This window comes from Rhodococcus sp. ARP2 (assembly GCF_001029585.1).
GTDB classification, from domain to species: domain Bacteria; phylum Actinomycetota; class Actinomycetes; order Mycobacteriales; family Mycobacteriaceae; genus Rhodococcus_F; species Rhodococcus_F erythropolis.
In genome coordinates, this window is record NZ_LEKE01000049.1 from 154,734 (window position 1) to 177,779 (window position 23,046).

The window sequence follows — 23,046 nt, forward strand, 5'->3', positions numbered from 1 at the left end:
GTGCGCGATCTCGCAGCGCAGTCCGATCCGTTCAGTTTCCCGTAACGCTCGGCTTCTTCGTCGTCCGCTTGGCCGGTGAAGATCGGGTGGCCGGGGCGCTCGGCGGTGCCACGGCCACGCTGGTGTGAGAGTTGAGCGCCCGAACCCGGCCGATTACCTTCGTTGCCTGGCTGGTTCTCCGTAGACGTACAGTCCTGCGACCGTTCGGCGCGAGGTGGAACCAGGAGTCTTCGGGCTCGAAGCCCTGCAGTTCGAGGGCAACGTATTGGGCGGAAGCATCCGTCGAGACGTCGACTACCCACTCTTCGTCGCCGACGTTGCGCGCCGTGGCGACAAGTCCGACCGACCGCTCGAGGGGCCGTGCCGGGCTCCCCAGGAGGTGCACCACTTCGTCCACCATCTCTCCGTCTTCGTCTTCGAGTGTGACGGTGACGGCGTCGTATGTCCGCGCCCCGAACTGAAAGACGTGAGTGAGGTCGGTGAAACGGCCGACAAGGCTGTCCACGGACCAGGTCAGACTCGAGTGCGATTCCACCTTGACCGGTAGCGCGACGTCGACTGGGACGACACCTGACCGACTGTGCGCTCGAAACCTGATCTCGCCGACGACAGGTTCGGCAGTCTCGTTGATCGCGTCGAGCCTCAATCCGTCCATACCGTCGTCCGTGACGAGGAGCGCGATCGGTTTGGCGCTCCTACGGAGCACGAACCACGGAGCCTTGGGGCTGCCGCTCCAATCGAGGACCCCCCATCCCGGTCCGGGCTCCAGGTCTCGCAGTGCGAGTGTCAAGGCGCCGTCGCACCGAGAATCCGGGCGACGCCAGTAGCCGAGCGTCGAGGCGAACGCCTCACATACGGCTGCTCGCCCCAGGTCGAGATAGCGTTCCGGGTCGGACCACCGGACTTCACGAGCGTCTTCGCCGAAAAGCGCGTGGACGTAGTGATCCCGAACATCCTCGAAATCCCACGACGATCCGTTGTCCCGCGGCACCGCGGCTTTCCATGCCGGGTGGTGCCCTGCGACGGCGAGCGAACCGAATTCGTTCTCGATCACGGCATTCGACGGTGGAATCGAAAATGCCAATGATTCGGTCGCAAAACGTACTCGCGCGCTGAGCACGTCGGCCAGTGGACGACGATAGGCACCCACCCCGAAGTAGTGAGCGACCCCGCTTCCGACATGCGTTGCCAATTGCTCTCCCCCGCGAGGCGCCGAGGGCGACGACGTCACGTATTCGAGTTCAGGTGCCACCGCTGAGATCAGCTCCGGCAGTCTCGAATGAATGAGCGGGATGTGTTGATCGACCAAGCCCAGCATGGTCGGCTGCTGTTCGGTCTCGCTGCCGCCGCAGAAGACTGCCAAAGCGGGATTTCCACGCACTCTGTGCAAGAACGCGGTGACCTCTGCTGCAACGAGTTCGAAGAATTCGTCGGTGTCGGGCGGATCAAGCGTCGCCAACATCATGTCCTGCCACACGAGAATGCCCAGTCGCGCGCATTCCTCCCAGAAGTGGTCGCTCTCGTAGACCATCGTCCCCGGGATTCGAATCATGTTCAGGCCCGCCTCAGCCAGGCGTTCCAAGACACGAGTGGTGCCGGCGTCGTCTTGAAGCGAGATCGGGTCGGTCGGCACCCACACCGAACCACGGCAGTACACCCGGATGCCGTTGACATTCAAACGGAATCCACCATCGGATCTGTCGGCCTCCACCGTCCGGAAGCCCACTGAACCGAGATGCTCGGAGACTCCGATCGTTTCTATCGTCACCGGATACGTGCGAGGAGCGCCATGAGTGTGCGGCCACCACAACTGCGCGTCCGGCACTTCGACGACGCCGGACACCTCGAGGAATCCGTCCGGTCCGGCAATTACAGCCAATTGTCGCGAGTGTTCGCCGACGCGCACGGTCACGTACTCCAGCGAGGCCGGCAATCCGGTGAGCCGAGCGCTGACGGCAACGTGACCGGTTGTGCCGTCGACACTCGCGTGCTTGACAGCCGAGACTACGGCGGCAACTCCCTTGTCCAACAACCGGATACCCCGCCACGGTCCCACCGGTACCGGAACGCCACTGAATACGGGAGCCATACCGAGCATCGTGGTTCGGATCCACCGAAGACCCTGTTCACGGACCATCGACGAGCGCCAACGTCCTCGAGGACGCCTCGATCTCAGAATCGCGGACAGAGAATGAAAATGAATAGCGACCTGGACGCGTTTACCAGCGCCGACTACGGCCGGAATGCTCACTTCCCCAGGCATGAACATGGATTCAGTGGACGCGACATGGACGCCGCCGATCCAGACATCGGCAAACGCCGTCACACCGTCGAACTGGAGCAGCCACGACCCCTCACCGGTCGTGGCCACGGTAGTCACGAACCACCAGTCCGATGATGCAACAGACGATGATGAAACCGACGACGATGCAACGGACTTCGTGCGTCCGGCGTCCGTTTGCGCCGCCTGTATCGCACCAACGACTGTCCCAGGCACAGACGCTGCGACCCACTCGGTCACGGTTTCGAGGGCATCCGGATCAGATATGGATCCGGGTTCGGTTGCAGCGCATCGCCATATCGCGCCGGCCAGCAGGTCTGCTGACGAACGAGGCACTGTTAGACCAACCTCAAGTGTCGATGCGAGTCGACGCCGACTGTGTCGGCAACGACTTCCATCGCTCTCTTCCACGACACGGCCATCTCGTCGAGTTGCTCACGCGGGTCCACCGCGCGGCCCCTGGAGGCACGCGCCATCTGAAACTGCACGCTCTTGGCCCCGGACGCCACTTTGCGGAAATCTGGCGCAGCTTCGCCTGTCCCGGAGAAACCTGCAGTGTCCAAAAACTCGCTGGCGTCGGCTGCCAGCTCCGCGCTGGCACCACACTGACGAAGTAGCCCGAAGGACCAGAGGTGAAAGGCATCCATACCCGCCCCCTGCACCCATTCGAGGTCGTCGATCACCCGGCGTCCCAGCTCTCGCACGGGATTACCCGCGGCTCGAACCGCTACGTTCCGCCGAGCCACTTCGGCGATGTTTCCGGCGTTGGTCGCGTGAACCGGATTCAACCTGATCTGTTCGACGTAGGGCACGAACGAAGGAAGTGAGGAACGATCGAGATCGAAGACACCGGAGAAATCGTCGCCTCGCAGCAAGTAGTACCCGCTGTTGTGGAAGTATTCGAGCTCGCCGGCAACGCGATCGATCCGATTGGGCACGATCGTGGTCTTGGTGTGCCCCTCGTGATAACTCGTTCCGAGAGTGTCGGGAAGCCAGTATCCGTCGACTTCAACCGTCGACAGCATCCCAACCGCGAGGTTGTCCTCGACATGGATCAGCGGGGCCCGCCAGACGTTCATCTCGGCGACTTCGATTCCGTACAGCGCGTAGATGTCCTCGGCCTTGAGCTTGAGGAACGTCCACTGAGTCCCGTCGAACCGCGATGAGAAGGCACATGCCAGCGCCGGGACGGGGTCCAATCCCAGCGAATGCAACACTTCGATCCACAGATCCGTATAGCAGTTGGTCTGCGCCCACACCCGGTCGTCCTGGTGCAACGAATGGGGTTGGTAGCGATCAGGTGAAATGTCGATGAGCCGGGACATCAGATGCCCATTCGTTCGCGTACGGAGGTTGGCCACGCAGCCACATCAAGACCATGAGTCCGCAACAAGGACAACGCGATTCGCTCCATCCCGAAGCCGACGCACGAGCTGTGCGCCACCTCCCCCTCCGCCGTTCGGATGTCGAAGTTGACACCGAAATGGTCGAGATGGTTGTTCGAGGACACGATCGCCGTGCCCTCGTCGAGATCTCCGTAGAGCCGAACCGTCAGTTCCGTCTTGAGATTCTCTTCACGCTGGTTGGCTGCAAGCATCTTTCCGGCGCGTCCGAAGAAAGGATCATTGGCAATCACCGGGGTGGCGTCGAGTTCGAGCCGGCCGAGCACCTCGAGCCCCCGCTCGATCCAGTGCTCGCGATGCGCTCGCGCTGCCGCGGCGTCACCGATCGTCACGAACTCGTGCATCCGAAACGCTTGCATGCGAGCCGGATCGATCGCCGGTTCGTGCCGGAAGCAAAAACCGTAGATGTCCAGCAGCACCCCGCCTTCGGGGAGAACTCCGGTGTATCGCGCATAGGCAGGATGGCACGCTGCGGAGACGAGCATGGTCTCGGTCGGCTCGAGGTGGCGATCCCACGATTGTCCGTCGGCGCGATCGGCCAGCAGTCGCGCGTGATCGCGATTGGAACCAGCGAAGGTGTTGATGGCGCCGGTGAGGTTGGGAAACGAAGCGATGTAGTCGGTGCGCTCGAAACTGCTACGAGGGAACACCGGCGGGAACCGCAGCCGAGTCGCGGCGGCGCCTGGCCCCGCTGCAACCACCACTCGGTCGATACCGTCGACGATGTCCTCGAACACGCCGGAACGCCCGTAGAGTCCCGGTACCTCTGTCTCGACTAGTAGTCCTTCGACGAGCAGTTCGCGTTGAAATGCAGCCCGAGCCCGATCCAGATCGGTCTCGCCTGTCACAGTCTCGGTTGTCACATTCTCCGTCGTCATAGCGTTCCCCGGTATCCGATAGCCATGTGCGCTGAACCTGCCATGATTCGATCGTTGTTCACCATCACCGCTGCGCCGTGCGCGTCACGAAGGTGCCGACCGAGCGAAAATTCGGTGTCCTCGCGATATCCCGAGATGCCACAGATCAGCATTGTCTGCCCCACGATTTCCACCACCGCGGTGGAGGCTGTGACTTTCAGGTTGTTCATCGCGAGCGAAAAGCCCACCGCTCCTGTCGCCTCGAAATCGGCGGCGCCTTCCGCAGCGTGGACTGCGCGGTCGTACCTGCGTGCAGAGGCGTCGACGAGATCGGCGAATTGTTGTGCCGAAGCAGCAACTTCGGCGAGCCGCAGCGCTCCGGGGGAAGTGACTCCGGGCTGCTTGCGGGCGGCGGCACGCACGTACTTGCGTGCCTTCTCGACTGCAGCGTCGGCAATTCCCAACCACACCGAGCTCCAGACGACGTGCGAGACCGGAAGCATCGTATGGGTGGAGATATCGGAATACGGTACGTCGGCGACCATCTCGGGCGTCGAGGTGGCCCGAAGGATGTAACCAAGACTGCAAGTTCCCCTGAGTCCCAGCGTGTTCCACTCGGTGGTGCGTTCGAGCGTCAGGTCTGGGGTACGACACACAACGAGAACCTGATCGTTCGGCTGACTCTCCGGGGTTCGCCGAGCCGTCACGACTATCGCGTCGGAGTGTTCGCCGTACGAAATGACAGGCGCGTTCTTGATCAACAGCAGATGACCGCCCAAGTCTTCGACCGCGCAATAACTCCGGCTGACGTCACCACCGATTCCCAGCTCAGTGGTTGCCGATGCCAACAGCAGTTGCTTGTCGACCGTTTCTTCGACAAACCCGCGTAGCGCTTCGGTGTTGCCGTGCTTGACCAACGAGTAGATCTGCGTCTGATGCATCGCGAAAATCATTCCGCTTGCTGCACAGCGTGTTCCGATCACACGGGCGATCTGCGACACTTCCTGCAGCGAGAGTCCTTCGCCGCCTAGTTCCCTCGGCACAGCTACGGACAGCAGCCGTTCGCTTCGCATGGCGTCGACAGCTTCACGCGGAAACCTTGCCTCGGCATCGACTTCGTCGGCCCACGCCGCTGCAACTTCGTCGGCCAACCGTGTGGCTCGCTCGAGGGCCGTCCCGGTGGCGCACTGCGATTGCGGAGCGTTCATGCAGCACCCAACTCCGTCAACGCACCCTCGATCGCCTTGACGCTTGCGAAAGTACTCTTCCGCAACAACTCGTCAGGAAACTCGATGTCGAACGAATCCTCCAGCGCTAACATGACATTCACGCTCGCGTGCGACGTCAAACCCAACTCGTAAAGATCGGCCTCTCCATCGATCGTGCTCACGTCGACTGCCAGCCGACCGTGCTCGACGAGCACTTTCCGAATTGCCTGATCAATCATCAGCGATGTCGTCCTTCTTTTCGATGCGAGCGCCCGAGCGTGTTGCGATCACCATTGCGATGGCCACGTCCGCTTCGTGCGAGATAGATACTTGAAAATCGTGCAGATCCTGGGCCCGCGCGAGTTCCGCGGCATTACCGGACAGCGTCACCCCACAGCCACCCCACTCGGCCCGAGTGATTTCGATGGAATTCCACGGAACGGGGACGTCACCAGGCCGCAGTACCTTCACAACAGCCTCTTTGGCGGCGAAGCGTGCAGCCAATCGTTGATCCCGTGCCGGCCCGGCGCACGTCTGCAATTCGTGCGGGGTGAAGGTCCGATCGAGATACCTCCGCCCGAAGAGTTCGATACTTCGAGTGACATCTACGACGTTCACTACGTCACAGCCGATCCGCGGGCCGATATCGAGCATCGGCGTCGGCGCAGTGTCACCCATCTGTTGACTCCCCATCTGGGGTCGTACACGCCGGGCAGCCCCCTATGCTGCCCGGTGCGCCGACGCCGTCACCCTGCCCTGACAAACCTTCATTCTCAGCAATTCTTCAGCTACCGGTAGAACATACCGCAATCCGAAGATGATGGGCAAGATCAGACTTCCAGATTCCCATCCACACTATAAACATACTCTTAGTTTGTTTCGAATGCAGAACAAAGAGAACAATGTCGCTACCAGGACATTTGCAGCAAACTGACCAAAGGAGCAGTACGGAGAGCCAGTGATTTCAGTGATCGCTGGCAAGGCGGCGGGCCGCGAATTGCCTGAAGTACTCCACTTTCGATTCCGGGACCACGATCGGAAGTATCAGGTTCCACGATGCCTTCATGGAGTCCGAAAGCTCACGAACGGTCCCGGTCGCGGCTGCCATCAGCCGAACTCCGGACGCCACTTCCAACAGGAAACGAGCGATGTCAGCAGAATCCGCGTCCGAACGCAGATCACCTTCGTCTGCCGCACGGCTGGCAAGTTCACGGTAAATGTCGAGCCACACGTCCAGAGTCGCCGGCCCGGAGCCCCGATAGTCCCCGATCTCGACCAACAAGCGGAACGTCGCTCTAACCATGGCGTCATGCGCACCGATGTCGACGATGACCGACGAAATACCGATCAGCGACTCGAGTGCGGGAGTGCGACGGTCCAACCAGAGCTCACATTTTGCGTCGAAACGCGCCGAACCCTCGTCGATCACCGCCCGCGCGAGTTCTTCCTTGGACCCGAAATGGAAGTACAGCGCGCCTTTGGTCACCTGCGACTCAGCGATGATCTCGCTCAAGCTGGCATTGGCATAACCCAGGCGCAAGAACACACCCGCTGCTCCGCGCAGCACCGAATCACGGGTGGCTTCTGCCCGTTCTTGCCTCACCATCGATCCGGCCTCCAATCACCACACATCGAACGAATCCTTGGTCTTACCCGTTCACAGCGTCAAAATGGAAGGCACGGTTCGGCATTCAACCCACCCTGCAAACAAATGAGACATTTGCCCATCAAACGATCGTGATACAGCGAACACAGCTTAGACCGCGATCCATCTCTGCGCGGCAGGCGCGCCTGGTTAACCCTCCAATTGTGGGTCGGCTTCCAGATTCGTCAGCCCATTCCAACACAAATTCACGAGGTGAGCGGCGACAACTTCCTTCGACGGAGTCCGTTCGTCGAGCCACCAAGTAGCCGTAGTGGACACCATGCCGACAAGCGCCTGTGCGTACATCGTTGCTAGTCCGGGGTCGAAACCGCGTCTGGAGAAGTCCCCCGCAAGCAGGTAGCCCACCTGACTGATCGCATCGTTGAGCAAGCTCGAATACGTCCCACTGGGCGCGACGACGGACGAATCGCGCACGAGTATCCGAAATCCGTCAGTGTGCTCTTCCACGTAGGTGAGCAAAGCCAACGCAACCCGCTCGACTCGAACTCTCGAGCGATTTTGCGAGAGCGACGACGTGATCATCTCGAGGAGTCGCGACATCTCCCGGTCCACTACTACGGCGTACAGCCCCTCCTTGCCTCCGAAGTGCTCGTACACGACCGGCTTGGACACGTTTGCTCGCTGGGCGATCTCCTCGATCGACGTCGCTTCGTATCCCCGTTCGGCGAACAATGCCCGCCCGATCTCGATCAGTTGTTGCCGACGTTGGGTACCGGTCATCCGGATCCGTGTCACTCGTTCGGGAACTGGATCCCCGCCACCCGAACCGGACACCGCCGCCATTGTCTTCCTCTCGCCGACACACAAATTACTGCTGTGGACGCTCAGCCTATCGGGACTTCGGGGACCCAATCAGAGGAGCGGTTCGACCTACGGCGGGTCGGCATGCGATTATTCTTGCGCGCGTTCGGCCGCAAGGCTCGGCAATGCGTGGCAATCCGCCGTGGTGTAATGGCAGCACCTCTGATTTTGGTTCAGATAGTTCAGGTTCGAGTCCTGGCGGCGGAGCTGGTGAACAACATGCATTTTCCGAGCGGAAATGCGTGTCTTGATCGACAGTTTGATCGACAGTTTGATCGACAGAGGGAGCTCAAACCAGTGCAAACCGCCGTGATCGTTCTCGCAGCGGGTGCCGGTACACGAATGAAGTCGAAGACTCCCAAGGTCCTCCACACTCTCGCCGGACGCAGCATGCTGGCACATTCGCTTCACGCGGCAACCTCACTGAACCCCACGCACCTGGTGACCGTCGTCGGTCACGATCGTGAGCGTGTCACCGAAGCAGTCAACGCAGTCGCGAGTGAACTGGGCCGGCCCGTCACCGTCGCCGTTCAGGACGAGCAGAAGGGCACCGGGCACGCCGTCAGTTGCGGACTCGAGGGTCTGCCGGCGGACTTCGCCGGAACCGTACTCGTGACGGCCGCCGACGTGCCGCTGCTCGACGGCAAGACCATCGCAGACCTCCTCGCTCAGCACACTGCCGCCCCCGCGGCTGCGGTCACGGTGTTGACGTCGACTGCCCTCGACCCCACTGGCTACGGACGGATCCTTCGCACGACGGACGGCGAAGTCAACGCCATCGTCGAAGAGAAGGAAGCCACCGATTCGCAGCGCTCGATCACCGAGGTCAATTCAGGTGTCTACGCCTTCGACTTCGAGACTCTGCGCGATGCGCTGGCGTCTCTCGACTCCAACAACGCACAGCACGAGTTCTATCTCACTGATGTGATCATGATCGCCCGTCGCGCGGGCAAGCGTGTTCGCGCGCAGCACATCGCGGATTCGGTTCTCGTCGCGGGCGCCAACGACCGCGTGCAGCTCTCGACGCTCGCCCGCGAGATGAACCGTCGGATCCTCGAGACGTGGATGCGTGCCGGCGTCACCGTCGTCGATCCGGCGAGCACGTGGATCGATTGCAGCGTGCACATCGCACAGGACGTGACGCTCCTGCCCGGAGTTCAGTTGACCGGCACAACGTCGGTGGGCGAGGACGCCGTGATCGGCCCCGACACCACCTTGGACAACGTGAGCGTCGGGGAGCGCGCGCAAGTCGTCCGCTCCCACGGGACCGACTCCGTGATCGGAGCCGACGCGACCGTCGGTCCTTTCGCCTACCTGCGGCCGGCTACACGCCTCGGTGACCACGGGAAGATCGGCGCATACGTGGAAACGAAGAACGCGGACATCGGCGAGCATTCGAAGATTCCGCATCTTACCTACGTCGGCGACGCCACCATCGGCCATCACAGCAACATCGGGGCTTCGAGCGTCTTCGTCAATTACGACGGCGTGAACAAGAGCCGTACTGTGGTGGGGTCGCATGTGCGAACCGGCTCCGACACGATGTTCGTCGCCCCGCTCACCGTTGGTGACGGCGCATACACCGGGGCCGGAACCGTTCTGCGAAACGACGTACCGCCAGGGGCGCTTGCCGTCTCGGGTGGTTTGCAGCGCAACATCGAGGGCTGGGTTCAGAAGAATCGTCCCGGCACGCCCGCGGCCGATGCTGCAGCAGCAGCTGCACAACCGGACGGCCCTGCAACAACCTGACAGCCCTGCAACAACCTGACAGCCCTGCACTACCTGACAGCACAGATCACCACCAGATCGACCGGCAAGTACAAAAGGATGGCATGAACCAGTGACTGCGAATTGGATCGACAACCAGAAGAACCTGATGTTGTTCTCGGGTCGCGCACATCCCGAGTTGGCGGAGCAGGTGGCGAAGGAACTCGACATCCGCGTCACCCCGCAGACCGCGCGCGACTTCGCGAACGGTGAGATCTTCGTTCGATTCGAAGAGTCGGTTCGCGGCTCCGACGCGTTCGTCCTGCAGAGTCATCCGGCACCGCTGAACACGTGGGTGATGGAGCAGCTCATCATGATCGACGCTCTCAAGCGTGGATCGGCAAAGCGCATCACTGCCGTTCTTCCGTTCTACCCGTACGCCCGCCAGGACAAGAAGCACCGCGGACGCGAGCCGATCTCCGCTCGCCTGATCGCTGACCTGCTCAAGACCGCCGGCGCCGATCGCATCATCACGGTCGACCTTCATACCGATCAGATCCAGGGCTTTTTCGACGGCCCCGTCGATCACATGCACGCACACAGCCAGTTGGCCAACCATATTCGCGCGGGCTACAACCTCGAGAACATCACGGTGGTCTCCCCCGACTCGGGCCGCGTTCGCGTCGCCGAGAAATGGGCCGACTCGCTCGGCGGAGCGCCGCTGGCGTTCATTCACAAGACGCGCGATCCCTTGGTACCCAACCAGGTCAAGTCCAACCGCGTCGTCGGTGATGTCGAAGGTCGCACCTGCATCCTGATCGACGACATGATCGACACCGGCGGAACCATCGCCGGCGCGGTCAAGGTACTCAAGGAGGCCGGAGCGGGTGACGTCGTCATCGCTGCAACCCACGGCGTCCTCTCCGACCCTGCTGCCGAGCGCCTGTCGACGTGTGGCGCAAAGGAAGTTGTTGTCACCAATACACTTCCGATCGACGAGTCGAAGAAGTTCCCGACGCTGACGGTGCTGTCCATCGCACCGCTGCTGGCTCGCACCATCAAGGAAGTTTTCGAGAACGGTTCTGTGACTTCGCTGTTCAACGGCAGCGCCTAGTCTCACGCTGCTCTACGGGCGCGTACCTGTGACTTCACGGTCACTGGTACGCGCCCGTCGTCGTCTTCGTGAACACCACAGAAACAGACCACCCGGTCATCATGAAACCACCTGCGGGACACACGAATACCACCGAATACGGCATTCAGCATGATCTTGATCACGCCCACGACCAGAAACCCAGGTCGATGTTGGGGCGGTGTTCACCGCGCCGCAATCTTCGCCTAGTGTGGCTCGTCGTGATCGACGCGCAAACCCTGGAATCCCGGCCCGAATCTCATTCCCTGAATTCATCAGTTCCGACGATCCGGCGGTGGCGCCCAGGATCTTGTGTCTGGTGCGGAGACGACAACTCCGTGGACATGTTCCGCAACGAACCCCGCTGTGGAAAATGTCGTGAAAACGAAGGCATCATCGACGACGCGAAGCGCTTCCTCGGTATGTACGGTCTGCGCCCGCTCGGCGGCACGCTGCAGTCCGACGACGACGAAGAACGCGAGTACCGCGTCAACGCTCGCGAGGCTCGCCGAGTTCTGAACGAGATCCGCATGGACGTCCTTCCCGATGCGGCCGCCGTTCGCAAGGCAATTCGACCCCGTGCCGCAACGGTTGTCGCCGACACGTCACCCGCACGGGCTTCCCGCCCCGCCAGCACGGGCACAGCGACGCGCGTTGCCGCTCCGGTCAAGACGGACACCGTGGACATCGACACGCTCCAGGCTCGCGTCCTAGGGCTTCTCGATCAGCTCGGTTCGATCGACGAGCAGATCAAGGTCGCCGAACTCGCACAAGGGTTGCCGGCGCGCGCGCGACTGAGCGATCTCAACAAGCAGAAGGCCACGGTTCTTCGCACGCTGGCCGCTCTCGAGAAGGCTCGCATCGCCGCCTCCAACTAATTCCTTCGCGTCCGTCCCACGGCCCCGTCTCCCTTGCGAGACGGGGCCGTTCTGTATGAGCAGGTACCTTTACGAATCGTGAATGACATCACCATCACCTTTGTCGTGCTTGCACTGGTCGTGGCGCTGTTCGTGATCGGCCGAATCCCGGTCGGCATCATCGCGATCGGCACTGCCCTGGCGCTCTACGCCACCGGTGTCATCACGATGGAGCAGGCGCTTGCCGGATTCGGCGATCCCACGGTGGTGTTCATCGCCGCGCTCTTCGTCGTCAGCGAAGCCCTCGACGCCACCGGTGTCACCACGTGGGCGGGCGAGAAATTGCTGGCAAAAGTCGGTGAATCCCGAGTCCGTCTCTTGAGTGCGATCATGTTGCTGGTTGCCGCGTTGACCGCATTGATCAGCGTCAACGGAGCCGTAGCCGCGTTGGTGCCGATGGTGGTCGTCTTGGCAGTGCGTCTCGGTAAGTCGACGTCACAACTGCTTCTGCCGTTGGCATTTGCCGCCCATGCCGGTTCGATGCTCACCTTGACCGGAACACCGGTCAACATCATCGTTTCCGAAGCCGCCGAGGAATCCGGGGCCGGTGCTTTCGGGTTCTTCAGTTTCACCTTGGTCGGTGCGCCGCTCGTATTGGGAACGATCGCGATCGCCGTACTTCTCGGTCCTCACGTCCTCCCCCATCGTGCGGGGACGTCGATGTCGCCTGACCTGAGTCGGCACGCCAAGACCCTCGCGAAGCAGTATCAGTTGATGGGCAGGGATGCGCCGTCCGCAGAGCCCTTGATCACCAAGCACGACGGTGTGGTCGAAGTGATAATCCCGCCGCGCTCGGAAATGATCGGCGACAGGGCTTTTCCCGGCATGGTGACCGACAGTGGCGATCTGGTGATCCTCGCGGTCCAGCGTGCCGGTGAGGACTGCGGCCCGAAGGGCGTCAAGTTGGCGGCAGGTGACACGCTCCTCCTGCAAGGCAGCTGGGACGATCTCGACACGCACACCGCGGTCGATCCGAACGTCCTCGTGGTCGACGCACCTGGTCAGATCCGTAAGCAGGCAGCGCCGTTGGGAACTCGTGCGGTCATCGCCCTCGTCGTCGTCGCGGCGATGGTCGTGATGTTGACCTTCGGATTGGTACCGTCGGCGATAGCCGGACTCCTCGCGGCGTGTGCAATGGTTTTGTTACGAGTGATCAGCGTGGAGCAAGCGCATCGGTCCATCTCGTGGACCACGTTGATTCTCGTCGGCGGAATGATCCCGCTCTCGACCGCGATCCAGCAGACCGGCGCAGCCGAGAAACTCGCTCATGCCTTCGTCGACGTCGTCGGTGGTGCAAGCCCGTATGTCGTCGTCGCCGGACTCTTCGTCGTGACGGCGACGCTGGGTCAGCTGATCAGCAACACCGCGACCGCGCTGATCATCACGCCGATCGCCATCTCGGTCGCCGGCGAACTCGATATCTCGGTGCTGCCCCTTCTGATGACGGTGACTGTCGCTGCCGCAGCCTCCTTCCTAACACCCGTCGCCACTCCCGCGAACATGATGGTGATGGGACCTGGCGGATACAAGTTCGGCGACTACTGGAAGCTCGGACTCCCGATGTTGTTGTGGTTCCTGGTAGTTGCGACGGTGTTGATCCCAGTGATCTGGAGTTTCTGATGTGCTCACCGAAGGTGTTGTCGGAGGTCTACGAATCGATCGGACGAGAGGGCAGGAAAGTCAGCCGACGATCGATGTTCGCGGCGCTCGGCACTACTGCGCTCGGTGCGACCGTCGTGGCCGGCGCGGTGCAGCCCACTGCGTCGGCAGCGCCATCGGGTCGGACCATCGTCGATCTGACCCATGTACTGACGCCGGATTTCCCGGTGTGGCCGGGCGCGCGCTCGTTCGAGATGAGGAACCTGGCGAAGATCGCCGACGCCGGCGGGTCCATGGGCTCGCTCGGGTCCGCTGGTTTCGGCGGAAACTTCTACCTCAACGAACTCCGCCTCGAGGAACACACCGGTACGCACATCGACGCGCCCGCGCACGCCAGTGCGGACGGAATCACCGTCGAGAAGATTCCGGTCGCCGACCTCGTCGTACCGATTGCGGTCGTCGATATCAGCGCCCGAGCCGCCGTCGACCCTGACGCGTTGCTCACCCGCCAGAACATCCTCGATTGGGAAGCCGCCCACGGGACGATCTCTCCTCGCAGTCTGGTGGCGATGAACTCGGGCTGGGATACCCGGGCCGGTGCCGGCGGAGCCTTCACGAATCGAGATGTACACGGCGTGCAACACACTCCGGGATTCGCCCCCGAAGCGATCGACTTCCTCGTCCGCGAGCGCGACATAGTGGCCGTGGGTTCGGACACCCTCAGCATCGACGCGGGCCGAAGCACCACCCACGGGGCTCACCGAAGCGCTTTGGGCTCAGGAAAGTACGCAGTCGAAGCCCTCGCGAACCTGTCCGCACTTCCGGCCGTCGGCGCCACGGTGATGGTGGGAGCGCCGACGCATGCGGGTGGTTCGGGTGGTCCGTGCCGGGTCATCGCCTGGTATTGAAGATCAGGGCGTGGGCGTCACCCGCAGCACCTTGTCGCCTGCTCCGTTGTCGGTGGTCACCAGGAGCGAGCCGTCCGGCGTCGGAGTCACCGAGCGCAAGCGCCCGAACTGGTTCACCAATCCGAAGGTCTGCGCGTCGACCGAGCGTCCGTCGGCACTGAGGCGGAGGAAAATCAGTTCCTTGCTCTTGAGACCACCCATCACGAGTGCACCGTCCCAGGCGCCCCACGCGGCTCCGCCCGTGAAGGCAGCGCTGGCGGTAGCCAACGTGGAGCTACCCGAACGCCACACTGCCGCAATTGCTCCCGGCACTCGCACGGGATCGGTCATCGGCACGGATTCGTCGTACGTTCCGGGAAGCCGATCCGGGCGGTAGCCGTAATTTCCGCCGGGGGTAAGCAGGTTGACTTCGTCGTCGACGCTTGTGCCCTGTTCAACCGAGTAGACCCGGCCGGTTCCAGGTTGCACGGCCAAGCCTTGGACGTTGCGGTGACCGAGCGTGTAGACGGGGCTGCCTGCATTCGGATTCCCCGCTGCTGGAGATCCGTCGGCGTTGATGTGCAAGACCTTGCCGCCCAGCGAATTCGGATCCTGCGGAACGCTCGGCGTCGCGGTGTCACCCGTCCCGACGAACAGCGTTCCGTCCTGGGCCGCAAGAATTCGGCAACCCCCGTGACGCCCGGACGAGACCGGGATTCCTGGCAATACGGTTCCGGTTCGAGTGAGGGCGGTCCATCCGGCGTCGACGGTCCACGAGATCACTCGAACGTCCGTGACTCCCCCAGCGCTGAATCCCTGGCAGGTGTAGAGGGTGCGCGACTGAGCGAAGTCACGGGCAAGCGCGATGCCCATGAGCCCGGTTTCGGACTGAGCGTAGAGATCCGAAAGGTCAGCAGAGACTGGACCTGTCGTGTTGTCGCCTCGGCGAACGAAGAATCCGCCGGACCGTTGTCCCGTCAGGATCGCGCCGTCCGGGGCTGCCACGACGTCCCAGGGGTGATCGAGTCCGTCGACGAGTGTGGTGACCGACAGCTGCGGGAGGGTGTTCTCGATGGGGATGTCCGGGTCGTCACCGCCCAGCGATCCAGTGCTTCCGTTGCCGAAACTGCCGGGGTCGAAGGGGAAGGGTTGAGCCACGCTCTGCGTTACCGGCATCACCAGTACTGCAGTCAGGGCCACGGTCAATGCGGCGAGCTTCGGATGACGCACGCGTTCTCCTCGGGTCGGAAACCGTTCTGCGCCTCACTATAAACAGACAAACACCATTTTTCGGGCCCTCTCGCTATACCCGCAGGCCACAGGAGAAACGAAACCCCTTCAGAAGTCGGCAAACTCCGGCAAGGCGTTCGCCAGTGGGGACTCGTTGCGTCTTGATGCAGTTCGTGCCTTCCGCCAGCCGGGCACACTCCAGTCCAGGAGGTATTCGAGATCCGCTTCCACTCCCCTGTCCCGAAGTCCGAAACGTCGTTCCAGCGCATCGTCGTCCGTCAAATGCAGTCTCGCCGCGTCGGGCACTCTCAGTTCGGGGTCACAGAATGGGCCTACGGGCGCGGTAACCGTTCGTCGTCCTGAGGGATCTTTCCACTCCAGAAGACCACCTCCGATTTGCTTCACTGTCCACCTGCCAAACGTCTTCAGTCGGTGATGTTTTCGACACAGACAGGCCAAGTTCCGTTCTGCAGTAGGCCCTCCCTGAGCGGGGTTGCCGTGATCGAACGGCACCGTGTGATCGATATCGCAACTATCAGAACGCACAACACAATTCGGAAAGCGGCACGTACCGTCTCGCGTCCTTACAATCGTCGCCAACGCGGCGGACGGCTGGTACGTGGATTCACCGCGCCGCGAACCACTGTTCCTTCTCGAGCGATTACCCCTTGCCGCAGCGGGCAATATCTCCGGTGAGCGCATCGACCGACCCACGCCGAGCACCGGTCCGACTGCACCCGCAGTCGAACAATGTTGCACCTCGGACGGTGCAAGGGTGAGGACTCTCTGCCACGTGGCGTCCGCGGCGATCGCGCACGCAAGGTCGGCATCGATGTGGCCGTACCCCTGCAAATAGCCTGGCAGGTCGTCGAATCCGAGCAGGGTGGAAGCGTTGACACCCACAAGAATTGTCGCAATCGGGAGCGCGGAGGTCTTCGCATCATCCCTACGGGTGCAATCGCCGTCGCACTGACAATCCAACGACGTCTTTCCTTCCGCCAATGCGATCAGTGCATCGGCACGCCGTTGCCCGAAAGTTCTCGGATCGGAACCACAGACCTGCATCGACATCGCACGGAGTCTGGTCGCCAAAGTCTGAGCGCCGACCGCTGGAAGCATTCCGTCCAGAGTCGACATACCGTCGTGCGACGCGCACGTCCGAACGTCCCGATCCGCCTCCGCACGAACTCGCCTGGCACGCACCCCATCAGGGTCGTGCCGAGCAATGAGACCTCGTGCGCGCGCCTTCAACTTGTTACCGGTTGCACGACAGGCACCGTCCACGAGGAGTCGCTCGATGTCATCGAGCGCGTGCTCGGAAACGTTGGCGAGAGCTTCGGACAATGCCGTCGCTTTGGCCAGATCGATGTCACCGCAAGCAAAAGCGGCCGCTACCCGCGGAAGCCGCCAGCGCAGGTCACATCCCAGTGCAATCATTTTCTGCGCGGCGTACTCCGTAATGCTCAGTATCGACGCGATCTCCACGTGCGCGAATTGACCCCGAAAAGCCTCATTGACTCCAACCGCGGCATCCTCCTCACAACGGTCCAAGTACAGCGCAGTGACCGCGTCGATCTCGAGGAAGTGGGCGCGCGCGATTTCCGCATGCTGCCGAAACAGCGCGCCCGCTGAAGTCTTCGATTCGAACATATGAGCGATTCTACGGGCGCCCACCGACAAGTTTTGCGGACTCCCGGGGTATTCACCGATCCCCTAGGAGGAGACAGCATCCTCTGACATGCGCTCGCTTCACGCCCGCTGCGCGCACAACAGCGCGAAGCGCTGATCCTGATCCGTCCACACCTTCCGCACCCCGAAGCCCGCGGATGCGAGCTCCGCGGCAATCCCGTCCTCGGTGAACTTCGCCGAAATCTCGGTGCGCAGCTGCTCGCCCGCCGCGAAAGTGATCTCCAGATCCAGGTCGTCGATATGCACCGAGAGTTCACGAAGTGCTTCCAACCGCATTTCGATCCACTGGTTCTCGGCATCCCAGAGCGCGACGTGACGGAAGTCTTCCAAGGGAAAGTTCGCTCCCAGTTGCTTGTTCAGGACCGCGAGAACGTTTAGGTTGAACTGCGCAGTCACGCCGGCAGCGTCGTCGTAGGCGGGCACGAGAACAGCCGGATCGATCACCAATCCCACACCCAGGATCAGGTTCTCCCCCGGAGCGAGCACCGCTGCGATCCCCGAGAGGAACTCGGCTCGTTCTGCGGGAACGAGATTACCGAGAGTTCCGCCGAGAAAAGCGACCGCGCGCCGTCCACCACCGGGCAGATGATGCAGCGAACCGGTGAAGTCGCTGACCACTCCGAGCACGTCGATTCCGGGAAACTCGGCACCGACTTGCTGCGCCGCGCCTTCGAGGGCCGTCACCGAAACATCCTGCGGTACATACGTTCGCAGAGTTCCGCGAGCCGTCATCGCGTCGAGGAGCAACCGCGTCTTCTCCGAGGAACCCGAACCCAGTTCGATCAGGATCTCGGGTTCGGTCAACGCCGCGATCTCGTCGGCGTACCGAGCGAGAAGGCCGCGTTCGGTACGGGTGGGGTAATACTCGGGTAAGGCCGTGATCTCCTCGAACAGTTCACTTCCACGCGCGTCGTAGAACCATTTGGGCGAGAGCCACTTCGGCGTTGCGCTGAGCCCCTCCCTGGCCTCGGCTCGCAGTGCGTCGACCGATTCGGCCGGTGTCAGATAAACCTCGAGCGTAGGGGTTTTCATTTCTCTCCCATCGGGATCGGGGTGATGATCACATGGCCGGGACGCGCGCAGACGATTTGCCGGTCCGGCACCTGCTCCCAGTCCGGGGATCGATCGAACGGTTCGGAAACGATCAGGGCCCGCGACTCGTCGACCCGCGTGTACAACGTGTGGCCCCACGCCGTGGCCCACAGTTCCTGCCCGTCGCCGAACAGGAGGTTCAATCGTGAATCCGGCGCCGCCGCAGCCACATCGTGAACGAGGCTCGTCACGGCGACCTCCGCGGGCTTCGACTTCAACCGATGCCGAAGCACTGTCCACAACAAGGCAGCATCCGTCGGGGCGGGCATCTTCAGCAGTTCGACGGCCGGAACTTCTGCCGCCAAGTCGGCAAGTGATCCAGGCCAACCGGATACCGCTCCGTTGTGACTGAAAGCGTAGGTTCCGTCGACGAACGGTGCGCAGGCACCGATCTCGACGGCCATCCCCTCCGTCGCGGAACGCACGGCGGCGAGGACGGCTCCGGAACCGATGTGGGACAACGTCTCGTCGACGGTCGGGTCCGACCAGATCGGCGAGATACTGCGGTACCGTCCCTGTCTTCCACCGTTCCACCACACCGCACCGAATCCGTCGGCATTGATGGTCCCGCCGCCACGCATCTCGCGAGGTGCCCACGACTGTCGCATCAGTGAGTTCTCGCCGTCGTGGATGAGTTCACGAACCGAACGTGGCGGCCCGAGATACCCGAGGTGCCGACACATGTCAGGGTCTACCCGAAATCGTTCTGGCGCAACGAAAACCCGAGAAGATCTGGCGCCTGATCGGATGGTCCCAGTTACGGAACGTCCCACGACAGGCAACACTGTCGGTCCCGAACGATCCCCCTCGCAACACCTTGTAGTCGCCGCCGAAGAATACCTCCGAGTACTCCCGATACGGGAAAGCCCGGAAACCCGGATACGGATGGAAACCCGAAGACGTCCACTCCCATACGTCGCCGATCAACTGCTCGACACCCGCTGCTGACGCCCCTGCTGGGTACGAGCCGACGCCGGCGGGACCGAGATGGCGTTGACCGAGATTGGCGAGATTCTCGTCTGCGGAGACGTCCCCCCACGGGAACCGTCGTGATCTTCCGGATTCCGGATCCCAGCGCGCGGCCTTTTCCCATTCGGCCTCGGTGGGAAGCCGTTTGCCTGCCCAGTTGGCGTAGGCCTCAGCCTCGTAGTAGCTCACATGCACTACCGGCTTGTCCGGCGGAACCGGAGCCTCGACGCCGAAAGTCTCGTGCCACCAACCCGAATTGTCGTGTTCCCAGAACAGGGGTGCACGAAGTTTCGCGTCGACGCGATGCCGCCAACCGTCGCGAGACCACAGTTCCGGTCGGGAATACCCGCCGTCCTCGATGAATTCGACGAACTGCCCGTTGGTGACCGGGAATCTGTCGATCGCGAAGTCGGTGAGATAGACCTGATGCGCAGTGCGCTCGTTGTCGAGTGCCCACGGTTCGTCGTCGGTCCCCATGACGAAGGGGCCGGCCGCGATGGTGACCTCGTCGAGTTCCGGCATGCGGGCCGCTTGCGGAGCGGGAGTCGCAACGAGTGCCGTGGGCCCCGAACGCAATTGGTGGGTCGCGAGCATGGTCTCGGCGTGTTGCTGCTCGTGCTGCGCGATCATCCCGAAGGCAAAACCGTCCACGTCGAGTTCTGTACGACCGAACGTGCTGGCTTCGAGCACATCCCAGACCTTCCCACGGACCGTACGTACGTATTCGCGCGCCTCGGCCGGGTTGAGCAGGGGAAGTGTGGGTCTCGACGATCTCGAATGCTTGAAAGCGTCGTACAGCTCGTCTATGTCGCTACGCACCGGATCGCGGCCACCGACATCACGCACCAACCAGAGTTCCTCTTGATTACCGATGTGCGCCAGGTCCCACACGAGTGGACTCATCAACGGGGAATGCTGAGCGATCAATTCGGTATCGTCGACGCAGTCGGTGAGCAGCGTCGACCGCTCACGCGCTCGCAGAAGTACGGCCTCGACCGCTTCCTTGGTGATCTCCCCCGTCATGTGTCGCTCTCACCGGGCACGATTGCGCGACAACACCGTTCGGCTGCGGCATCGAGAAGACGAACGAACTGCGGCTCCGGCGCGTACGACGCGGCGAGCGACATCAGAGAGGTTGCAGCCGAACGCAGTTCGACATCGTCCAATCCGTACTCCGCCGCGTCTCGCCACCGCCCGGCCGTAGATGCTGCAGCATCACTGGCCTCCCTCATCACGGCAGGCCCGGACAGCAACGCGTCGATCGCTGCTACCGGTACTCGCCACAGATCTCCCGGCTGCGCATCGATGTAGCGAACCTCCAGATGCCCGACGGCGCGAACCGGCGGGAACAGCGTGGACAGGTGATAGTCCAAGTCTGCCCAGACGGGTCGGCGTCCGATCTCGGCATCCACAGCGCCGTCTATCCAGTCTCCGAAAGTGGCACCCCGCGGAGCCGTCCAATCGTCACCCTCGTTTCGCACACACATCAGCGGAACATCGAGCGCCCAGCCGGCATAGTCCTGCACTTCCGGGACTGCGACAGTTCGCCATGAATCGAGTTCGAGCCACGTCCGCATGCGTTGGGACGCCCAATCTCCCTTCGGAACCCCTTGCAAGCGTGGAGAACACGCAAACGCTGCGATGAGAGCCGGGCCCATGTCCCCGAGGAGCCGCCAACGCTGGGCGATGGACTCCGGGCTGCCGCCGGCATCGACACTGATCTGTACTGCCGCGGTATTGCACATCATCAAGGTGCCGTACGGTCCTATCCCGGCGAAGCGGGATTCCATTGCGCAATAACGCGGCAGCCGGAGAATCCGGGAAGGTGGGCGGGCGACGTCGGCCGCCGCCGAACTGATTTCGATGGAGTACGGCGCGAGGAGTGTTTCGAGAGTACGACGGTCGTCGTCGAGGCAGTCACACAGTTCGCGAGCGGACGTGCGCGGCGCTGAGGAGAGTTCTATTTGTCCGCCAGGTTCTACGGTGACGAGGCTGCCACGCGGAAGCGGTGCCGCCGGTGAATCCGGGTCGATACTGGTGGGTGCATGTCGCCCGAGTGCCCTTGCCAGAGTCGCGGCTGACGGTCTCTCTCCACCGGGAACGTGGCTGGTCAGCCACTCGAGCTCAGCTCCTACCAAGCGGGGTGGCCCCTGTTTGAAGCACACACCACCGACGTAGGCCTCGGCCGCAGGACGCGAATCCACCTGCGTGGTCTGTGCTGCTGTCAACGCTGTTGTCACCATTCGACTTCCCCTTCGGGCGGTCTTCGCGGTCGCTACCGACGATAGAACGCCAACGTCCGAGATGCACCCTTTGTGGTGTTACGTGTCGTTGAATTTCTTCAGTCGTATCCACCGGTACCCACAACCGGCCAGAACAACACCTACCCCGAAAACAACCGCAATCCACGGAAGTGTGACCACCAGAACGACACAACCAGCCGCGCCGACCGCTTGCAGCCACTTCGGATACATCCGGTCCACCCCGCGCTGGCTGTACGCACTCACGTTCGCGACGAGGTAGTAGAGCAGCACTCCGAACGACGAAAAGCCGATCACCCCACGAAGATCGGTTGTCGACACCAAAACGATCACGACAGCACCGACCACAAGTTCCGCATGGTGAGGTACCTCGAACCGTGGGTGGACGGCTGACAGGGCAACCGGCAGATCACGCTCGCGTGCCATCGCCATCGCCGTACGGCTCACCCCCGCGATCAGAGCCAGCAGCGCCCCCGCCGACGCCGCAGCGGCACCGATCACCACTACGGGAACTGCCCAGTTCCACCCGGTCGCGCCCACTGCATCGGCCAAGGGCCGTGCCGAGTTCGCCAGCCGATCAGGTCCCAACGTCACCAACAGCACCACTGCTACCAGTGCATAGAGGATGACGGCGACGGTGAGAGCAATCAGGATCGCCCGCGGAATCGTGCGGCGCGGATCGCGCACTTCCTCCCCCAGCGTCGCGATCCTGGCGTAGCCGGCGAAGGCGAAGAACAGCAGCCCCGCCGATTGCAGGACTCCGTACCACGACCCGAACGCGAGATCCGGGAGCTCGCGCACTGCACCAGGACCGACGACGGCAACCAGCAGCGCTACGCACAGTGCTGTCGCCGACACAGCGACGATCACCCTGGCCATGTGCGCCGTCCGCGTCACTCCGCGGTAGTTGACTGCAACCAGCGCCGCCACCACCAATACCGCGACGGGAACACGCCAGGCGGTAGGCGCAACATACGTCGCGAAAGTCAGGGCCATTGCCGCGCAACTCGCGGTCTTCCCGATCACGAACGACCAGCCTGCGGCAAACCCCCACCAGGGTCCGAGCTGCTCACGTCCGTAGACGTAGGTCCCACCTGACGTGGGGTATCTGGCCGCAAGCTGCGCCGACGACGTCGCGTTGCAGAATGCGATGAACGCTGCAATCGCCAGGCCCACAAGCAAGCCGGTACCGGCTACTGCGGCAGCGGGCGCGAACACCACGAAGACTCCGGCGCCGATCATCGCGCCGAGGCCGATCACCACGGCATCGACCGTGCCCAGCCTTCGCTCCATCGGGACAGCTTCGTTCACAGGTAGTTTGAACCACACCGACATGAACGGAAGGTG

General features: G+C 62.4%; 20 protein-coding genes and 1 tRNA gene. 6 read left to right on the forward strand and 15 right to left on the reverse strand.

Annotation, left to right across the window (positions count from 1 at the left end):
- Window positions 1-31: 31 nt before the first annotated feature.
- The 8 genes from ABX74_RS12130 to ABX74_RS12165 form a co-directional block, all read right to left on the reverse strand.
- Window positions 32-2,617, reverse strand: coding sequence for a glycosyl hydrolase 2 galactose-binding domain-containing protein (locus tag ABX74_RS12130; protein WP_047888905.1), 2,586 nt, complete (start codon window positions 2,615-2,617; stop codon window positions 32-34).
- A 2-nt stretch (window positions 2,618-2,619) separates the two neighbouring features.
- Window positions 2,620-3,606, reverse strand: coding sequence for a DUF1839 family protein (locus ABX74_RS12135; protein WP_019744648.1), 987 nt, complete (start codon window positions 3,604-3,606; stop codon window positions 2,620-2,622).
- Window positions 3,606-4,562 carry an amino acid--[acyl-carrier-protein] ligase gene (locus ABX74_RS12140; RefSeq protein ID WP_047888906.1) on the reverse strand — a complete coding sequence of 319 codons (957 nt, stop codon included), beginning with the start codon at window positions 4,560-4,562 and terminating at the stop codon, window positions 3,606-3,608. Before ABX74_RS12140 ends, ABX74_RS12135 begins: the two co-directional genes overlap by 1 nt.
- Complete coding sequence (locus ABX74_RS12145; RefSeq protein WP_047888907.1) at window positions 4,559-5,749, reverse strand: acyl-CoA dehydrogenase family protein; 1,191 nt, start codon at window positions 5,747-5,749, stop codon at window positions 4,559-4,561. Before ABX74_RS12145 ends, ABX74_RS12140 begins: the two co-directional genes overlap by 4 nt.
- Window positions 5,746-5,988 (reverse strand): acyl carrier protein, encoded by a 243-nt coding sequence (locus ABX74_RS12150; protein WP_003946296.1) that lies wholly within the window; start codon window positions 5,986-5,988, stop codon window positions 5,746-5,748. The genes ABX74_RS12145 and ABX74_RS12150 overlap by 4 nt, the downstream gene beginning before the upstream one ends.
- Complete coding sequence (locus ABX74_RS12155; protein WP_020970291.1) at window positions 5,981-6,427, reverse strand: holo-ACP synthase; 447 nt, start codon at window positions 6,425-6,427, stop codon at window positions 5,981-5,983. The genes ABX74_RS12150 and ABX74_RS12155 overlap by 8 nt, the downstream gene beginning before the upstream one ends.
- A gap of 286 nt (window positions 6,428-6,713) precedes the next feature.
- Window positions 6,714-7,355, reverse strand: a complete 642-nt coding sequence (locus ABX74_RS12160) for a ScbR family autoregulator-binding transcription factor (RefSeq protein WP_003946317.1) — start codon at window positions 7,353-7,355, stop codon at window positions 6,714-6,716.
- A gap of 189 nt (window positions 7,356-7,544) precedes the next feature.
- A complete protein-coding gene (locus tag ABX74_RS12165) occupies window positions 7,545-8,198 on the reverse strand; it encodes a TetR/AcrR family transcriptional regulator (protein WP_019744652.1) in 654 nt (217 codons plus the stop codon).
- Between the two features lie 154 nt (window positions 8,199-8,352).
- On the opposite strand from ABX74_RS12165, the gene ABX74_RS12170 reads away from it, so the two are divergent.
- The 6 genes from ABX74_RS12170 (at window position 8,353) to ABX74_RS12195 (ending at window position 14,479) form a co-directional block, all read left to right on the forward strand.
- A tRNA-Gln gene (locus ABX74_RS12170) sits at window positions 8,353-8,423 on the forward strand.
- Between the two features lie 90 nt (window positions 8,424-8,513).
- Window positions 8,514-9,965: a bifunctional UDP-N-acetylglucosamine diphosphorylase/glucosamine-1-phosphate N-acetyltransferase GlmU gene (gene glmU / locus ABX74_RS12175; RefSeq protein WP_082148496.1), complete on the forward strand. Its 1,452-nt coding sequence runs from the start codon at window positions 8,514-8,516 to the stop codon at window positions 9,963-9,965.
- A gap of 91 nt (window positions 9,966-10,056) precedes the next feature.
- On the forward strand, window positions 10,057-11,037 hold the full coding sequence (locus ABX74_RS12180) for a ribose-phosphate diphosphokinase (protein WP_019744654.1): 981 nt from the start codon (window positions 10,057-10,059) through the stop codon (window positions 11,035-11,037).
- A 239-nt stretch (window positions 11,038-11,276) separates the two neighbouring features.
- Window positions 11,277-11,933 carry a hypothetical protein gene (locus ABX74_RS12185; RefSeq protein WP_024487329.1) on the forward strand — a complete coding sequence of 219 codons (657 nt, stop codon included), beginning with the start codon at window positions 11,277-11,279 and terminating at the stop codon, window positions 11,931-11,933.
- A gap of 78 nt (window positions 11,934-12,011) precedes the next feature.
- The gene (locus tag ABX74_RS12190) at window positions 12,012-13,592 is read left to right on the forward strand and encodes an SLC13 family permease (protein WP_047888908.1); all 1,581 of its coding nucleotides are present in this window, start codon (window positions 12,012-12,014) and stop codon (window positions 13,590-13,592) included.
- The gene (locus ABX74_RS12195; RefSeq protein ID WP_047888909.1) at window positions 13,592-14,479 is read left to right on the forward strand and encodes a cyclase family protein; all 888 of its coding nucleotides are present in this window, start codon (window positions 13,592-13,594) and stop codon (window positions 14,477-14,479) included. The genes ABX74_RS12190 and ABX74_RS12195 overlap by 1 nt, the downstream gene beginning before the upstream one ends.
- A 3-nt stretch (window positions 14,480-14,482) precedes the next feature.
- Here ABX74_RS12195 and ABX74_RS12200 read toward each other — a convergent pair whose 3' ends face one another.
- The 7 genes from ABX74_RS12200 to ABX74_RS12230 form a co-directional block, all read right to left on the reverse strand.
- Entirely contained in the window at window positions 14,483-15,688 is a 1,206-nt protein-coding gene (locus tag ABX74_RS12200) for a PQQ-dependent sugar dehydrogenase (protein ID WP_020908570.1), read from the reverse strand.
- A 108-nt stretch (window positions 15,689-15,796) separates the two neighbouring features.
- Window positions 15,797-17,338 (reverse strand): HNH endonuclease signature motif containing protein, encoded by a 1,542-nt coding sequence (locus ABX74_RS12205; RefSeq protein WP_053062024.1) that lies wholly within the window; start codon window positions 17,336-17,338, stop codon window positions 15,797-15,799.
- 99 nt (window positions 17,339-17,437) lie between these two features.
- Window positions 17,438-18,409, reverse strand: a complete 972-nt coding sequence (gene egtD, locus ABX74_RS12210) for an L-histidine N(alpha)-methyltransferase (protein WP_020970297.1) — start codon at window positions 18,407-18,409, stop codon at window positions 17,438-17,440.
- Entirely contained in the window at window positions 18,406-19,152 is a 747-nt protein-coding gene (gene egtC, locus ABX74_RS12215; RefSeq protein ID WP_047888910.1) for an ergothioneine biosynthesis protein EgtC, read from the reverse strand. The genes egtD and egtC overlap by 4 nt, the downstream gene beginning before the upstream one ends.
- Window position 19,153: 1 nt before the next feature.
- Window positions 19,154-20,461: an ergothioneine biosynthesis protein EgtB gene (gene egtB, locus ABX74_RS12220; protein ID WP_047888911.1), complete on the reverse strand. Its 1,308-nt coding sequence runs from the start codon at window positions 20,459-20,461 to the stop codon at window positions 19,154-19,156.
- Window positions 20,458-21,681: an ergothioneine biosynthesis glutamate--cysteine ligase EgtA gene (gene egtA / locus ABX74_RS12225; protein WP_047888912.1), complete on the reverse strand. Its 1,224-nt coding sequence runs from the start codon at window positions 21,679-21,681 to the stop codon at window positions 20,458-20,460. The genes egtB and egtA overlap by 4 nt, the downstream gene beginning before the upstream one ends.
- A 78-nt stretch (window positions 21,682-21,759) precedes the next feature.
- Window positions 21,760-23,034: an APC family permease gene (locus ABX74_RS12230; protein ID WP_046378959.1), complete on the reverse strand. Its 1,275-nt coding sequence runs from the start codon at window positions 23,032-23,034 to the stop codon at window positions 21,760-21,762.
- Between the last annotated feature and the right edge of the window lie 12 nt (window positions 23,035-23,046).